Annotated in this window: 12 protein-coding genes; 8 read left to right on the forward strand and 4 right to left on the reverse strand. The window is 34.3% G+C overall.

Annotated features, from left to right (window positions below):
- Window positions 1–7: 7 nt before the first annotated feature.
- Together pepF and guaC are read right to left on the reverse strand one after the other, a co-directional pair.
- On the reverse strand, window positions 8–1,825 hold the full coding sequence (gene pepF / locus MKO96_RS27695; protein ID WP_240589258.1) for an oligoendopeptidase F: 1,818 nt from the start codon (window positions 1,823–1,825) through the stop codon (window positions 8–10).
- Window positions 1,826–1,962: 137 nt separating this feature from the next.
- Window positions 1,963–2,946 (reverse strand): GMP reductase, encoded by a 984-nt coding sequence (gene guaC, locus MKO96_RS27700; protein WP_087983463.1) that lies wholly within the window; start codon window positions 2,944–2,946, stop codon window positions 1,963–1,965.
- A 240-nt stretch (window positions 2,947–3,186) separates the two neighbouring features.
- Here guaC and MKO96_RS27705 point away from each other — a divergent pair, with 240 nt between their 5' ends.
- Together MKO96_RS27705 and dbpA are read left to right on the forward strand one after the other, a co-directional pair.
- Window positions 3,187–4,218, forward strand: a complete 1,032-nt coding sequence (locus MKO96_RS27705) for an acyltransferase (protein WP_240589259.1) — start codon at window positions 3,187–3,189, stop codon at window positions 4,216–4,218.
- A 188-nt stretch (window positions 4,219–4,406) separates the two neighbouring features.
- The gene (gene dbpA / locus MKO96_RS27710; RefSeq protein WP_087983459.1) at window positions 4,407–5,852 is read left to right on the forward strand and encodes an ATP-dependent RNA helicase DbpA; all 1,446 of its coding nucleotides are present in this window, start codon (window positions 4,407–4,409) and stop codon (window positions 5,850–5,852) included.
- A gap of 42 nt (window positions 5,853–5,894) precedes the next feature.
- Here the strand turns inward: dbpA and MKO96_RS27715 are convergent, their stop codons facing one another.
- On the reverse strand, window positions 5,895–6,455 hold the full coding sequence (locus MKO96_RS27715) for a DUF1836 domain-containing protein (protein ID WP_087983457.1): 561 nt from the start codon (window positions 6,453–6,455) through the stop codon (window positions 5,895–5,897).
- Between the two features lie 164 nt (window positions 6,456–6,619).
- On the opposite strand from MKO96_RS27715, the gene trhA reads away from it, so the two are divergent.
- The 4 genes from trhA to MKO96_RS27735 all read left to right on the forward strand — a co-directional run bounded on the left by trhA (window position 6,620) and on the right by MKO96_RS27735 (window position 10,549).
- Window positions 6,620–7,267 carry a PAQR family membrane homeostasis protein TrhA gene (gene trhA / locus MKO96_RS27720; RefSeq protein WP_000995376.1) on the forward strand — a complete coding sequence of 216 codons (648 nt, stop codon included), beginning with the start codon at window positions 6,620–6,622 and terminating at the stop codon, window positions 7,265–7,267.
- Between the two features lie 222 nt (window positions 7,268–7,489).
- Window positions 7,490–8,506, forward strand: a complete 1,017-nt coding sequence (gene galE / locus MKO96_RS27725) for a UDP-glucose 4-epimerase GalE (protein WP_240589260.1) — start codon at window positions 7,490–7,492, stop codon at window positions 8,504–8,506.
- Between the two features lie 465 nt (window positions 8,507–8,971).
- A complete protein-coding gene (locus tag MKO96_RS27730; RefSeq protein ID WP_000542569.1) occupies window positions 8,972–9,562 on the forward strand; it encodes an AmiS/UreI family transporter in 591 nt (196 codons plus the stop codon).
- A 105-nt stretch (window positions 9,563–9,667) separates the two neighbouring features.
- Window positions 9,668–10,549: an NAD-dependent epimerase/dehydratase family protein gene (locus tag MKO96_RS27735; protein WP_087983480.1), complete on the forward strand. Its 882-nt coding sequence runs from the start codon at window positions 9,668–9,670 to the stop codon at window positions 10,547–10,549.
- Window positions 10,550–10,637: 88 nt separating this feature from the next.
- Here MKO96_RS27735 and sodA read toward each other — a convergent pair whose 3' ends face one another.
- Window positions 10,638–11,264, reverse strand: coding sequence for a superoxide dismutase (gene sodA / locus MKO96_RS27740; RefSeq protein WP_240589261.1), 627 nt, complete (start codon window positions 11,262–11,264; stop codon window positions 10,638–10,640).
- A gap of 219 nt (window positions 11,265–11,483) precedes the next feature.
- Between sodA and MKO96_RS27745 the strand changes: the two genes are divergently transcribed.
- Both MKO96_RS27745 and MKO96_RS27750 read left to right on the forward strand, forming a co-directional pair.
- Window positions 11,484–12,554, forward strand: coding sequence for a nitric oxide synthase oxygenase (locus tag MKO96_RS27745; RefSeq protein ID WP_087983454.1), 1,071 nt, complete (start codon window positions 11,484–11,486; stop codon window positions 12,552–12,554).
- Between the two features lie 361 nt (window positions 12,555–12,915).
- Window positions 12,916–14,484, forward strand: coding sequence for a BCCT family transporter (locus tag MKO96_RS27750; RefSeq protein WP_240589262.1), 1,569 nt, complete (start codon window positions 12,916–12,918; stop codon window positions 14,482–14,484).
- The last annotated feature ends 90 nt before the right edge of the window (window positions 14,485–14,574 follow it).

Here is a 14,574-nt window from a genome sequence, read left to right on the forward strand (position 1 = left end):
TTATTTTTTATTCTCGATAAGAACGTTCCAATTCATCAATTAAGGAACCGACGTAAGAAACAGCTTTACGGATTGCATCTGGTTTTGACATATCTACTCCAGCATGCTTCATTAATTCAAGTGGTTTCATCGTACCACCAGCGCGAAGTACATCTAACCAGCGATCAACGGCAGGTTGCCCTTCCTCCTTAATCATTTGAGCTACCGCAGTAGATGCAGTGAGGCCTGCGGAATAGGTGTAAGAATATAAGCCCATATAGTAATGAGGTTGACGCATCCAAGTTAAGCCAGCGCCTTCGTCAATTTCTACAGAATTTCCCCAGAATGTAGAAAGTACATTTGTTTTTATTTCAGTTAAAGTTGTAGCTGTAAGTGCTTCTCCTTCGTCTGCTAGGGTATATACTCTTCTTTGATATTCTCCCTCAAGTAAGTGAGTAACAAAGTTATGATAATATGTGCCAAGTAGTTGCAGAATCACCCATCTGCGCATTCGCTTGTCGTCAGTAGTCGCTAATAAATGCTGGGCTAATAGTAATTCATTCATTGTAGATGGTGCTTCAACAAAGTACATGGATGGACGTACATTCATAATACGCTGGTTTTTATTTGCTAAATAAAAATGACCAGCATGCCCAAATTCATGGGCTAATGTGAAGCATCCACGCATTGTGTTTTGCCATGTAATTAAAATGTATGGATGAGAACCATATGGGCTTGAACAAAATGCTCCGGTTGATTTGCCTACGTTATCTGCAAGATCAACCCATCTTTCTTTGAATCCTTTTTCAATAATGGAACTATATTCATCGCCTAATACCTTTAAAGAATCTTGAATTAATTTACCAGCCTCCTTGTATGTGATGGTTGGATTAAATTCGGGATCTAAAGGTGCATGTAAGTCGCAGAACAGCATTTGATCGAGTCCTAATACTTTCTTTTTTAAATCTGCAAAACGGCGCATATGAGGCGCTAATTCTTTATAAATAATATCAAGTTGATTGTTATACATTTCAAGTGGAACTTTTTGAGGCTCTAAAAGCATATGAGTAACAGATTCAAATTTGCGTAAACGAGAGAGTGTTACTTGTTTTTTTACTTCAGTAGCATATGTTGTTGCCACTGTATTCTTATATCGTTTCAAGGTGGAAACAAATGATGAGTATGCTTTTCTACGTATGTCTACGCTTGGAGAGAACTCATATTTGCTTTCAAATAATGCAAATGATACAGGGAGTTCGTTTCCTTGTTCGTCTTGTATGGAGGTAAAATCCATATCGGCTAATTTAGTCATACCGTAAATTTTGTATGGAGAACTATGTACTTCGCCAAGTGCAGCAAGAGCTTCTTCTGTTTCAGGAGAGAGCGTGTGCGGCCTTTTTTGTAGGATGTCTAGTAATGATTTACGGAAAGGTTCGAGTTTTGTTTCTTCAGCTAAATATTTTTCAATTGTTCCTTCGTCGAATGAGAGGATTTCATTATGGATAAAGGATAGTGCAGTATGTACTTTCGTCCATAAAGCAGCAATTTTGGAAGAGTTCGCTTGAATAACTGGATTTGTACGATCAGTTGATTCTTTTAAATTTGCATAGGAGTATAGTTTTGTTAACTTCATTAAAAGCTCTTCTTCTAAAAGTAGGCAATGTAATAAGGTAGTGGCGCTAGTATGTAATTGTCCTTTAAACGCATCAAGTTTTTTTATATCGTCTGTTAATACACGTAATGCAGTTTCCCAATCTTTATCAGATTCGAATAAATCAGAGAGGTCCCATGTTAGTTCAGTAGGGACTTCTGCACGAATATGGCGTTTCTCAATTACATTTTTCATTTGTTATATCCCCCTTATTATAAGTATCTAAAAACATGATACTAGAAAATTCAGTAAAATGAAAATATTTTACATTTCTATATATGAAAAAGAAGGACAAGCATAAAAATGCTTGTCCTTCGAGTTAAATTTAAAAATTAATATACTTTATCACCGTTGAAAATAGAGTTTTTCACGACTACATAATCTACAGTACGAATTGAGTCTAATTTTGTTCCACCAGCGTAAGAGATAGAAGATTGAAGATCTTGTTCCATTTCGATTAAAGTGTCTTCTAAAGAACCTTTATGCTCAACGAACATTTTCTTACCTTCAACGTTTTTCTTCTCGCCTTTTTGGAATTCAGAAGCTGAACCGAAGTACTCTTTATAAAGCTTGCCGTCTTTTTCGATTGTTTCCCCTGGAGACTCTTCATGACCAGCGAATAGAGAACCGACCATAACCATAGTCGCCCCAAATCGAATAGATTTAGCTACGTCGCCGTGTGTACGAATACCACCGTCAGCAATAATTGGCTTACTTGCAGCTTTTGCACACCAGCGAAGTGCAGCTAGTTGCCAACCGCCAGTTCCAAAGCCTGTTTTAATTTTAGTAATACAAACTTTACCAGGTCCAATACCAACTTTTGTTGCGTCAGCACCAGCGTTTTCTAATTCTCTTACTGCTTCTGGAGTTCCAACGTTTCCAGCGATAACGAAGCTTTCTGGTAAATGCTTTTTAATATGTTGAATCATGTTGATTACAGCATTAGAATGTCCGTGTGCAATATCAATCGTGATGTATTCAGGTGTAAGTTGCTCAGCAGCTAATTGTTGTACGAATTCATACTCATCTTCTTTTACACCAACGCTAATAGAAGCGATTAATCCACGTGATTGCATATCTCTAATGAATGAGATACGTTTCTCTGGTTGGAAACGATGCATGATATAGAAGTAATTGTTTTCAGCTAAATAAGTTGCGATTCTTTCATCAATAATCGTTTGCATATTTGCAGGTACGACAGGTAATTTAAATTTATGTTTACCTAAAGTGACAGTTGTATCACATTCAGAGCGGCTGTTCACAATACATTTTGCAGGAATTAATTGAATATCTTCATAGTCGAATACGTTTTCCATCATTTACACCCCTAAAATACGAATATTTTATTTAATTTTTTAAAAAATGTTCGTCCAAAAGATAATTTACATTATTTTCACTCATAAGTCAAAGGTTTTCATGTTTATATTTGAAAATTAAAATTTAGCTGCGTATATTGTAAGTTCATGTAATTAAAATGTGTTTAAACATAGCATTATTTGATGTAAAATGATGTTTGGAAAAGAAAAGTTAAATAGGTAAATTTAGGGGGGCTGTTAATGAAGCGCTTAGTATATATGGATTGGTTGCGTGTATTAGCAACAATTGCAGTGGTTACAATTCACGTTTCTGCTGGTTATGTTTCTATGTTAGATGCAAATAACGTATCACGCTGGATGGCTGGTAACCTGTTTGAATCAATTTCACGTGCCAGTGTGCCAATCTTTGTTATGATTAGTGGAGCTTTATTGTTAAAGGGAACGAAAGATATTTCCGTTGGGGAATTTTTACAGAAGCGTGCAAGTAAAGTAATTATACCTTTTATAGCTTGGAGTGCTATATTTTACGCGTATGGAGCATATGCAGGATATTTCCCGGCATCTTTAAAGCAAGGGATAAAGCACTTTTTAACAGATACGATTGGGGGACATTTATGGTTCCTATATATGATTGTAGGGATATATTTAATTACCCCGCTACTGAAAATCTTTGTGAAGAATGCTAAAAAAAGAGAGATAGAATACTTTTTAATTTTATGGCTATATGCATCTGTAGTAGTCAATTTAGCGAAATATTATTATCCTATCAACTTTAATATTGAATTATTTTACGTTACAAACTATGTAGGGTATTTCTTACTTGGTTATTATTTATCCAATTATGATATTTCAAAAAAATGGAGAAATATTTCTTACATTGGAGGACTTGTAGGATTTATTAGTACATTCTTTATTACATATTACTATACAGTAAAAGCAAATGGACAGTTAGAGCAGTTTTGGTATGGATATTTTGCGCCAGGTGTTGTACTGATGGCGATTGGATTATTTATATTTTTCAAATATGCATTCCAAAAGTCAGAACGAGAATTACCATTGTTATTCCGTTTTATAAATCAAGCAAGCCTTGGAATCTATATTCTTCACTTCTTCTTATTAAATAACTTGTTGTACATGGTTTTCCCTAAGGTAAATGAGCGTGTACATGCAATATTGGCAATACCTATTAATGTAACGATTACAATTGTTCTTAGTCTGGTAATTACGTTAGTATTGCAAAGAATACCAGTTGTGAAAAAATTAGTTCCGTAAAAAATGAATACAGTATAGATAGGGCAGACTTATTATTAAGGCTGCCTTTTCCTATTTTAAAATTATACTTAGATAAATTTAGGTTGAAACGAATTGAAAACAGTGGATTAATATAGTATCTTACTATAGTCTAAAGTGAGGTATGAAGAACATAATAGGTTAAATATAAAATCAAATGAGGTTAATATATGAGTGAAAAGAGCTTTAGTAATTATGCATTAAGTAAAGAAGTAAGACGAGCACTTACTGGTTTAGGATATGAGCATCCGACAGAAGTGCAAGGAGAGGTTATTCCAGTTGCATTGCAAAAGAAGGATCTTGTTGTAAAGTCGCAAACGGGAAGTGGAAAAACGGCTTCGTTCGGAATACCACTTTGTGAAATGGTAGAGTGGGAAGAGAATAAACCACAAGCATTAGTTTTAACGCCAACGAGGGAACTTGCTGTTCAAGTGAAAGAAGATATTACGAATATAGGGCGATTCAAAAGAATTAAAGCTGCTGCAATTTATGGTAAATCTCCATTTGCACGTCAAAAATTAGAGTTAAAGCAAAAGACGCATATTGTAGTCGGGACCCCAGGACGTGTGTTGGATCATATTGAAAAAGGGACCCTTTCTTTAGATCGATTGAAATATTTAGTAATTGATGAAGCAGATGAAATGCTAAATATGGGCTTTATCGATCAAGTAGAGGCAATTATTGATGAATTACCTACAAAAAGAATGACAATGCTATTTTCAGCAACTCTACCGGGAGATGTTGAAAAGTTATCCCGTACATATATGAATGCACCAACTCATATTGAAATTAAAGCAGCTGGGATTACAACAGATAAAATTGAACATACCCTTTTTGAAGTAAGGGAAGAAGAGAAGCTTTCACTTCTTAAGGATGTAACTATGATTGAAAATCCAGACAGTTGCATTATTTTTTGTCGTACACAAGAAAACGTAGACCATGTATATAGACAGCTAAAACGAGTTAATTATCCTTGTGACAAAATACACGGTGGTATGGTGCAGGAAGATCGTTTTGAAGTTATGGATGATTTTAGAAAAGGAAAGTTCCGTTATTTAGTAGCAACTGATGTAGCTGCGAGAGGAATTGATATTGATAATATTACACATGTTATTAATTACGATATTCCATTAGAAAAAGAAAGCTATGTACACCGTACTGGAAGGACGGGACGAGCTGGTAATAATGGAAAAGCTATTACATTTATAACGCCTTATGAAAATAGATTTTTAGAAGAGATTGAGGAATATATCGGATTTGAAATTCCAAAGGAACTGGCACCTTCAAAAGAAGAAGTTATAAAAGGGAAAGCAGTATTTGAAGAAAAAATATATGCTAAACCAATTATAAAGAAAGATAAAAATGCAGACCTAAACAAAGGAATTATGAAATTGTACTTTAATGGCGGAAAGAAGAAGAAAATTAGGGCGGTAGATTTCGTTGGTACCATTGCTAAAATTCAAGGTGTTTCTGCTGATGATATAGGTATTATTACAATACAAGATAATGTTTCGTATGTTGAAATATTAAACGGAAAAGGACCACTTGTTTTAAAGGTTATGAGAAATACAACGATAAAAGGTAAACAATTAAAAGTTCATGAGGCAATTAAGTAAACAAAAAAACTATCCACTATAACGAGTGGATAGTTTTTTTATTTAAGATTCTTTTAAATCATCAATCAACTTCTCAGCTAAGCGCCTATACATATTACTCATCGACACAAATGATGTTAGTAATAAAAAATTCTCTAGATTCGGATCTTCTAAGGAAGAAATTTCACTTACTTCTGAAACACGGTTATTTACGTCTTGTGTAAAGCTTTCGACGTTGTTTTCGGTAAGAGAAAGATAATCTTTATATAGTGTATTTAATTCGAATGAATCATCGTTTAATAAGGATTCATTTATATTTTCTAAGGAGCTTTTTATGTCATTAATGGAAAGGGCTCCTTTTAATTGATAAATTAAGCTGATTAAAATCATATGCTCTTTTGAGTATTTTTTATTTTTGATTGGAATAAACAGTTTCCCTTTTGCGTAATTGTTAATCATTGTTTTTGTTAATACTTTTTCATCATCGGTTCTTGTTGTATCCGCATAAGTATTTTCAAATAATTGGACAACCTGGTCTACATACAAGTCGACATTTGGAATATCCTCAAGCGTAATATTTTTTTCTAAATGTAATGTTTCAAGCAATTTATTTATATTTTCCACGTAGAACCCCTCACTTTTATAACTTAGTGGAGCATAATGTTTAGTTTATCTCTAAATATGGTATTACGAAACAAATGAATTGTAAATGTTGACCTCTAATAATAATGCGTATATAATTACATGTAGTTATCAAAACTACATGTAATTATATGAGGGGTGTATATATGAATGCTTATGTAAGAGAACCGGTTAATGCTTTTACCCACTTGGGAGGAGCTGTATTATCATTTATTGCATTATTAGCTATGCTTGTAAAAGTTTCTATTAAAATGCCATCTTTTGCGGCAATTACAGCTGTTATTTTGTTTGGCATCGGAATGATGGTTCTGTATACAGCATCAGCTGTATATCATAGTGTTGTAGCCAGTGAACGTGTTATTTATTTCTTTCGGAAGCTTGATCACTCTATGATTTTTATATTGATTGCAGGTACATATGCACCATTTTGTTTAATTACATTACATTCCGCAAACGGTTTATTATTATTTTGTTTAGTTTATGCAACTGCAATTTGTGGTATTGTTTTTAAAATGTTTTGGTTTAGTTGCCCGAGATGGTTATCAACAGCAATTTATATTACAATGGGTTGGTTAATTGTTCTGTTCTTTGCACCGTTAGCTGCTAACTTAAGTGCAGGAGGTATCGTGCTTCTAGTGCTTGGAGGCATTCTTTATACAATCGGTGGATTTATTTATGGAACAAAGCCAAAATGGTTAGAGTTTAAACATATGGGGCATCATGAAATTTTTCACGTTTTCGTGTTATTGGGAAGCCTTGCCCACTTTTTAAGTGTATATTGCTACGTAATTTAACAATATGAGATTTTCGAGTGATTTTTATTTTTCTTGATTAATAAAAAAGATATAAACACATACGTATGTTGAAGAGCTGCATAACTTAAAGGTTATGTGGCTCTTTTTTATATAAATAATAATTTGAAATAAATATTCTAAATTATCAGTCTTTTGTGGTAGGATAGATGTGTATTGAGGTTATAAAATTTTATAATTAATAATCAGTGGGGGACTATATATATGGCGATACTTATAACAGGTGGAGCAGGATATATTGGTAGTCATACGTGTATAGAATTATTAAATAATAATTATAAAATTATAGTCGTAGATAATCTTTCAAATAGTTCAATCGAGTCCTTAAATCGAGTAAAAGAAATAACAGGAAAACAATTTGAATTTTATAAAGAAAGTGTTTTAAATCGTGAAAAAATGAATGAGATTTTTTTGGAAAATAATATTGAAGCGGTTATACATTTTGCTGGATTTAAAGCAGTGGGGGAATCTACTACAATTCCACTTACGTATTATTATAATAATATAATAAGTACAATCATACTATGTGATGTGATGCAGAAACATAATGTTAAAAAGTTTATTTTTAGTTCATCTGCAACTGTATATGGAATTCCAAAAACATCACCAATTACAGAAGAATTTCCACTAAGTGTGACAAATCCATATGGGCAAACAAAATTAATGATTGAGCAAATTATGCGTGATGTAGCAAAAGCTGATGATGAATGGAGTATTGCATTACTTCGTTATTTCAATCCATTTGGAGCACATAAAAGTGGGCGTATTGGAGAAGATCCAAATGGGATTCCGAATAATTTAATGCCATATGTAACGCAGGTGGCGGTAGGTAAGTTAAAGGAGCTAAATATATTCGGAAACGATTATCCAACAAAAGACGGGACAGGTGTCCGTGATTATATTCACGTTGTTGACCTTGCAAAAGGACATGTAAAGGCACTTGAGAAAGTACTTGAGACGAAAGGAATAGAGGCATATAATCTTGGCACAGGTAAAGGGTATAGTGTGTTGGAGATGATAAAGGCTTTTGAGGAGGTTTCAGGTAAAAAAATACCTTATAAAGTGATAGGGCGTCGTCCTGGTGATATAGCAGTATGTTTTGCTGATGTATCTAAAGCGAAACGAGAATTAGGATGGGAAGCAGAATATGGGTTAGAAGAGATGTGTGTAGATTCTTGGAGATGGCAGGTAAATAATAAAAATGGCTATCAAATGATTTAAGGTAGTTAGTAAAGCATTCTCTTATTATTTTGTAGGATATGTTATGTATATAATAAATTGTATTTTTTATTATGTTGCTTGAGGTCAGTAATATGTTCAATTTAGAAAAGAGAATGTAATAAAATATTACTGACCATAGCATTTGAATAGTAACCGGTTCTATTGAAAAGTATTCCAATACTTGTATCATTGTTAAAGTGCGTTTATAATCAAATAATCTTATTAGCTTTTTGATTGAATTACGTATTATTGAAAGCGTTTTTATTACGTGATATATTTTGATTGACATCATTACTGTATGACATGTATAAAAATTTTCTATTGTTTTTTAAGGTAGGAAGTCTGACTTATTTTCGAAAAAACTTTGTATGTAGTTGTAAGTAAGAAGGAGAATAAGGAATAATATAATTTTTACAAGACGGGGAGGGTACAGTGTGAAAATGTAAGATTTTCACATGAGGATATATGGGGTACGTAGGATTATTACTTTCGGGTGCAGCTTTGTTTTTAAATAGTCTTGTTATATTAGGGAAAGCAGAGATGAAAAGTGCGGGTGTTTTTAATTTATTTGTGGGTGCACTACAAATTATTATTCCGTTCTATTTGATCATGATTTCTGATCAAAGCAATTGGACAGTGTATTCATATGCAGCCACTTTCTTATTTGGATTAACCTATTTATATGTAGGTGTTACCTTTATAAAAGGAATGGATAGTAGCGGTCTAGGTTGGTTTTGTATTTGGGTAGCAATTATTGCTTTATTCTATATGGTTGTTTCATTTGTTCAATTTCACGATGTTGTTAATGCATTAACGTGGTTTATGTGGGCATTACTTTGGTATTTATTCTTTGTATTAAATACACAAAAGAAGAATATCAATCAATATCTTGGAAGAATTGCCTTCGTACAATCATGGGTAACATTGACGTTGCCTTCACTCTTTTATTTTATGGGAGTATGGGGAGAGGGATTCGTATATGAACTATGGGTTTATGTATCCGTAATTTCTATTTTATACTTCTGTTATTGTATTTATAAATATCGAGTGCGTTAATATATTTTCTGTAGAAAAGCATGGAATCGTTAAACTAATTCCATGCTTTTTCTATATTAGCATCTATAATGGAGAGGTAGTATTTTACAATTTATCAAAATGGGGATGATGGATTTGAAAAAAGTATTGGTGCTAGGGGGAACAAGATTTTTTGGTAAACATTTAGTAGAAGCGCTTTTGCAAGATGGACACGATGTAACGATTGCGACTAGGGGGGTTACCGAAGATTCTTTCGGTAGTGCAGTAAAAAGGCTGATTGTCGATAGAGAAGAAGAAAAACAACTAACAGAGCGTCTAGAAGATAAAAGTTATGATATCGTATACGATAATTTATGCTATAGCTCGAATGCAGCGAAGGTAATATGTGAAGTGTTACGAGGAAAAACGAAGAAATACGTTATGACATCTTCAATGGCTGTTTACGAGCCAGCAATAGGCTTGTTAGAAGAGAACTTTAATCCGTACGAGTATGCTATTACGTATGGTGGTAGGAAGGATTTTACTTATAGTGAAGGAAAGAGATTAGCCGAAGCGGTTTCATTTCAACAAGCAACATTCCCGGTTGTTGCAGTGCGTTTTCCAGTTGTTATTGGAGAAAACGATTATACGAAAAGGTTACAATTTTACGTTGAACATATCGTGAAGCAAGAGCCTGTCGCGGTGAATGATCTAGATGGAGAGTTGTCATTTATACATGAAAAAGAAGCAGGAGAATTTTTAGCTTGGTGCGGGATGAGGGACATAGAAGGACAAATTAATGCTTGTAGCAATGGGGTAGTTTCTACTCGAGAAGTTATTCATTTCATAGAAGAAAATACGGGAATAAAAGCACTCGTTCAAGAAGTAGGAGGTAATGTAGCGCCTTATAATGAAGTGATTAATTGTACATTACATAATGGAAAAGCCAGTGAATTAGGATTCCCGTTCCGGGAGTTGAAAATAGAAATAGAACAAGTATTACGTTATTACATACATGCAATGAAATAATCATAAATCCCCCGGTGGCAATCCGAGGGATTCTGGAGGATTTCGACAATACTAATTTTACATTACCAAACTTACCTTATACGCACGACTAATGTTTTTGTGATTGAATTGCTTGTAAATACTTTTCATTTACCTGGTCCCAGTTCACTGTATGCCACCAATTGGTAACAAATTCTGGACGCCGATTTTGATACTTTAAATAATAGGCGTGTTCCCATACATCGATGACGAGTAATGGAGTTTTACCTTCTTGCAAAGGTGTATCTTGATTGGGTGTACTCATAACAATAAGTTCTTCACCATCAAGGACAAGCCATCCATAGCCACTTCCAAAACGGCTAATTGCTGCTTTGGACAGTTGATCTTTTAAGTTGTCAAATGTATTGAAATAATAGTCAATTACTTTTGCAACGTCTCCATTAGGCTCGCCGCCACCTCGTGGGCTCATTACTTCCCAAAAAAGACTATGACAATAATGTCCACCACCGTTATTTCTGACAGCTGTAACAATTTCCTTTGGTAAAGTTTCTAAATTACATAGTAACTCTTCTAAAGATTTATTATGTAATTCCGTATAGTTTTCTAAAGCGGCATTCAAGTTATTTACGTATGTCGCATGGTGCTTTCCATGATGAATAGAAAGCGTGTTGCTGTCGATATATGGCTCTAGTTCATCATAGTCATATGAAAGCTTTGGCAATTGAAATGAAGCCATAACATTCCCTCCTTTCTCATTAAAAAAAGTTGGTCTAGGTAAAAATAATTTACCTGAGTCAAAAATACACCTATTTTTTATACAAGTCAATAGTAATCTCTTTAATTTTCTGAAAAATATTACAATAAAAGTAACACTTCGACTTTCATTTGTGACTCTTATTCTTTTTGCTTATACTGTAAAGTAGTAACGTTTTGTTGAAATAGAAGGAGATCGTTTATGAGTAAAACGAAACAATTAATAGAGGAAGCGAGTCAGTTTATTACGATTTGCTATAAAGAGCTTAATAAAGAGCAATTCATAGAAGAGCGTGTGAAAGAAATTCAAGTTGAGATAGAGAAGACAGGGACGTATGAGCATACATTTGAAGAACTTGTTCATGGATCGCGAATGGCATGGCGCAATAGTAATCGATGTATCGGAAGGCTGTTTTGGAGTAAGATGCACATATTAGATGCACGTGAAGTAAATGATGAGAAAGGTGTATATAATGCATTAATTCATCATATTAAATATGCAACGAACGATGGGAAAGTTAAACCGACAATTACAATTTTTAAGCAATATCAAGGTGAAGAAAATAATATACGAATTTATAATCACCAATTGATTCGGTATGCAGGATATAAAACAGAAATGGGAGTGATTGGTGACTCTCATTCCACTGCGTTTACAGATTTTTGTCAGGAACTTGGCTGGCAAGGAGAAGGTACGAATTTCGATGTATTGCCACTTGTGTTTTCTGTTGATGGAAAAGAACCCGTATATAAAGAAATTCCTAAAAAAGAAGTGAAAGAGGTACCGATTGAACATCCAGAGTACCCAATCTCATCTTTAGGAGCAAAATGGTATGGGGTTCCAATGATTTCAGATATGCGCTTAGAAATTGGCGGTATTTCTTATACGGCAGCTCCGTTTAATGGATGGTATATGGGAACGGAGATTGGGGCTCGTAACTTAGCGGATCATGATCGCTATAATTTACTTCCGGCTGTTGCGGAGATGATAGAGTTAGATACATCGAGAAACGGTACGTTATGGAAAGACAAGGCACTAATTGAGCTGAATATTGCTGTATTACATTCCTTCAAAAAACAAGGAGTTAGTATTGTGGATCACCATACAGCTGCACAACAATTTCAACAATTTGAGAAGCAAGAAGCATCATGTGGACGGGTTGTAACAGGCAATTGGGTGTGGCTCATTCCACCGTTATCTCCAGCTACCACTCATATTTATCATAAACCGTATCCGAATGAAATTTTGAAGCCGAATTTCTTTCATAAATGATATTTAGTATAGTTTTTTTATGCAAATTATAATTTTTTTTAATTACTGTTACGTAGCAAATGGAAGCCTTTACTCTCGGTTATTTTTGGAAGGAGCTTTTTGAACCAAGGAGTTCCTTATGTTATAATCAAATTTCTGTTTCGAAGACCTTATAGAAATATAAGGTCTTTTGTTTTGCTTTTTTATGTAATAGGAATAGGAATTTTCTTTTAAATAAGGGATTTAGCATATTTTTAGGGACAACATAAGTGTGTAGAAAATTGATGAATTATTATGCTTATATAATCATTGTGTTTTGGATGTAAACAATAAAACATAATAAAGTTGTTTTTTTAGATTGCTGAGGAAGGAGGAAGTGTAAATGAGAATGAAGAGTCGAAAAACGGATTGGCCTGTATTTCTTATTAGTGGTGGCTCACTTTTATTATTTGTAATTGCAGTTATTTTAAATAAAAGTTACGTAGAGGGAGTCATTAATAGCGGTTTTGCAGCTTCAATTAAATATTTTGGTGCCTTTTGGCAGGTTTTATTAATTGGTACATTTGTTGTTGCAATGTGTATGGCATTTTCGAAATATGGGAGAGTTAAACTTGGGGGGCTAGAAAAACCTGAGATTAGTACGACAAAATGGCTCGCTATTATTATGTCTACATTACTTGCCGGAGGTGGCGTTTTTTGGGCAGCCGCAGAGCCGATGTATCATTTGATGACGGTGCCACCAATACATGAGGGTATATCTGCTGGAACGCAAGAAGCAGTCATGCCTGCTTTAGCACAAAGTTATATGCACTGGGGTTTCCTCGCTTGGACGATTTTAGGTACAATTAGTGCGGTAGTTATGATGTACGGGCATTATCATAAAGATATGCCGTTAAAACCTCGAACGCTTTTATATCCTATCTTTGGGGAGAAATTGCGAAAGAGTTGGCTTGGAACAATGATCGATGTATTTGCCATTATTGCGGTAGCTGCAGGGACGATTGGTCCAATCGGATTTTTAGGACTACAAGCAAGTTATGGGTTACAAGCATTGTTTAACATTCCTGATGTGTTTACTACTCAATTAGCCATTATTGTTTGTGTAGTAGCTGTTTCTACTATATCTGCGGTAACGGGAATTGATAAAGGGATTCAAATTATAAGTAATTTAAATGTTAGGTTAGCAGTTTTATTAATGGTATTCGTATTACTGTTTGGACCAGGTGGATTTATTATTGATTCATTTGTTTCTTCGTTTGGATTTTATATAAATGAATTTATTCCAATGAGCACATATCGTGGTGATACAGGTTGGTTAGGGTCGTGGACAATCTTTTTCTGGGGATGGTTTATTGGATACGGACCGATGATGGCAATTTTAGTGAGCCGTATTTCAAGAGGAAGAACAATCCGAGAAATCATCGTTGCAATTGGAATTATTGCACCTATTATTACAACGTTTTGGTTTACTATACTAGGGGGATCAGGTGTGTTTTATGAGTTAATGAATCCTGGTTCTATCTCGACCGCATTGAGTGAATCTGGTATGCCAGCGGCTATGATTGCAATTACAGAGCAACTGCCACTAGCTAATATTATTGGACCTGCATTTCTTTTATTAACAATTTTATTTGTAGTAACAACAGGAGATTCAATGGCTTATTCGATTTCAATGGCAGTGACTGGAGATGGAGATCCTAGAATTAGCTTGCGAGTTTTTTGGTCGCTTATTATGGGTGCAGTTGCAGCAATTCTTTTATACATGGGTGAGGGAAGTATTAACGCCTTACAATCTTTCATTGTAGTAACGGCTGTTCCGGTATCCATTCTGTTATTCCCAATGCTATGGCTAGCGCCTAAAGTTGCAGGGGAATTAGCCTTAAAACAAGGTATTGTAAAAGAAGAAGAGAAAACTTCCTTCTTGTTCCAAAAAGCTAGTAAATCAAAATAAATAATTGCATTTATATAAAAAGAGGAAGCATTTCATTTGAGATGCTTCCTCTTTACTATTTATTTAACTACTTTTCTCGAAGGAGATAGT

Origin of the sequence: Bacillus sp. ES1-5, assembly GCF_022487605.1 — a bacterium.
Taxonomy (GTDB): Bacteria; Bacillota; Bacilli; order Bacillales; family Bacillaceae_G; genus Bacillus_A; species Bacillus_A wiedmannii.